Source organism: Candidatus Atribacteria bacterium (assembly GCA_011056645.1).
Lineage (GTDB): Bacteria > Atribacterota > Phoenicimicrobiia > Phoenicimicrobiales > Phoenicimicrobiaceae > Sediminicultor > Sediminicultor quartus.
Genome location: DSEL01000041.1, coordinates 1 through 1,831, shown reverse-complemented (window position 1 = coordinate 1,831; position 1,831 = coordinate 1). Strand labels below are relative to the sequence as shown.

Genomic DNA, 1,831 nt, shown 5'->3' with positions numbered 1-1,831 from the left:
TATTAATAGAAAGCAAAAAATAAGTATATTTGCAAAATATATTTAAAATTTGAATTTAATATTTTAAAATCGTGAACAGGCAGGACTTTATTTATGTTTGTTAATCTTATCGTTTCATTGGGATATATTTTTTTTGGGCTAGTAACAGGCTATGTTATTCAACAATTAGAAAAAAGAAAAATTATCCATTTGCCTATTAGTCTGGAAAAACTTCGTAAACTTCTCCAAAAAATAGGGCTTTTGTTTTTTATGCCCATTTCTTTTATAGGAGCTTTATGGATTGTTAAAATAGATAATCTAAAAATTATAGCTCTTCCGTTTCTAGGAATTTTTGCGCTTCTGATGGGAGGAATATTGGGTTTCGCTTCATCAAAATTATTCCAATTAAACCAGAAAGATACAGGTTCTATGTTTATTTGTGGATCATTTACAAATATTGGTTCTATCGGAGGATTAGTATGTTATCTTTTTTTAGGAGAAAAAGGTTTTGCTTTTTTCCCTATTTATAAGTTATTTGAACAGGTCATTTATTATGCCGTAGGGTTTCCTGTTGCAAAGTCGTTTAGCAACGATATCATAAAAAAGGAAAAGTTTACATCACGATTGAAAAAAGTTTTTATGGATATCTTTGTCATTGTTGCTTTAGCAAGCATTATAATAGGGGCTTTTTTTAATTTATCCGGCATTGAAAGACCAGAATTTTATAAAAACATTAATGCTATTTTTATTCCTGGAGGAACTGTAATCCTTTTAATTTCTATTGGATTGGCTATGAAATTTAGAAAAGTAAAAAAATATATAAAAGAATGCATTACAATTTCTATTATAAAGTTTATATTAATGCCTTTAATTATAGCTGCTATCGCTATTTTTTTAGGCTATGGTGTAATAGAGGGAGGTTTACCCTTGAAAGTTGTCATTATTTTATCTTCAATGCCGGTTGCTTTTTCCGCACTGGTTCCTGCCTCAATATATGACTTAAATTTAGATTTAGCCAATTCTTGTTGGTTAGTGACCACTCTGAGTCTAATTATAATCTTGCCCTTATTGTTTTATGTCATTAGGCTAATTTAAACCAGGAATTTTTTTGCTAACGAGCTTAGATTCTATCATAATTTGGATATTTATTAATAGTTAATATAAATACATCGTTATTGATATAAGATTATTAAGTTTTTAAATTATTTTGCATACAATATCTGTCTTGAATATTATTTTAATTTATTATATTATTGTTATGTAATGTACCATATAAAAAGTCAGTTGAAAATATTTTTGACTTTTTTTGGAAATAAACATATCTTAATAAATATTAAAAAGAAGAAACAAGATGTATAAAGTGAAACATATGGATTTATCAGAGAAAGTATACTCTACTCTAAGAAATAAGATTCTTAAGGGCGAATTAAAATCCGGAGAAAAACTTAATCAGGAAAAATTAGCTCAAAAACTTGGTGTCTCAAGGACTCCTCTTTTATCGGCATTTTCCAAACTTGAAAAAGAAATATTAATAGAAATAATACCAAGAAGAGGTGCCTTTGTAAAAAAATTAAATTATAATGAATTTCTTGAACTATATGATATTAGAGCAAGGCTTGAGCCTTTAGGTGCATATGAAGCGGCTAAAAATACTACAATATATGAGATAAAAAGGTTAAGTAAAATATTAGATGATTTTAAAAAAAATATAACAAAATATTCCTCAAATAATATAGGTAAAATTGATTACGATTTCCACATGGCGATAATGAAAATGAGTAAGAATAATTTTCTATTTAAAATGATTTCTTCCTATAATATCATTATTTTAAGTAACTTAGAGGGTTTATTG

At 26.9% G+C, this 1,831-nt stretch carries 2 protein-coding genes; both read left to right on the top strand.

The window, feature by feature from the left end; genetic code table 11:
- Positions 1 to 93 precede the first annotated feature (93 nt).
- Complete coding sequence (locus tag ENO17_01595) at positions 94 to 1,074, top strand: hypothetical protein (protein ID HER23739.1); 981 nt, start codon at positions 94 to 96, stop codon at positions 1,072 to 1,074.
- A gap of 256 nt (positions 1,075 to 1,330) precedes the next feature.
- A partial coding sequence (locus ENO17_01590; GenBank protein ID HER23738.1) for a GntR family transcriptional regulator occupies positions 1,331 to 1,831 on the top strand: 501 nt, incomplete at its 3' end.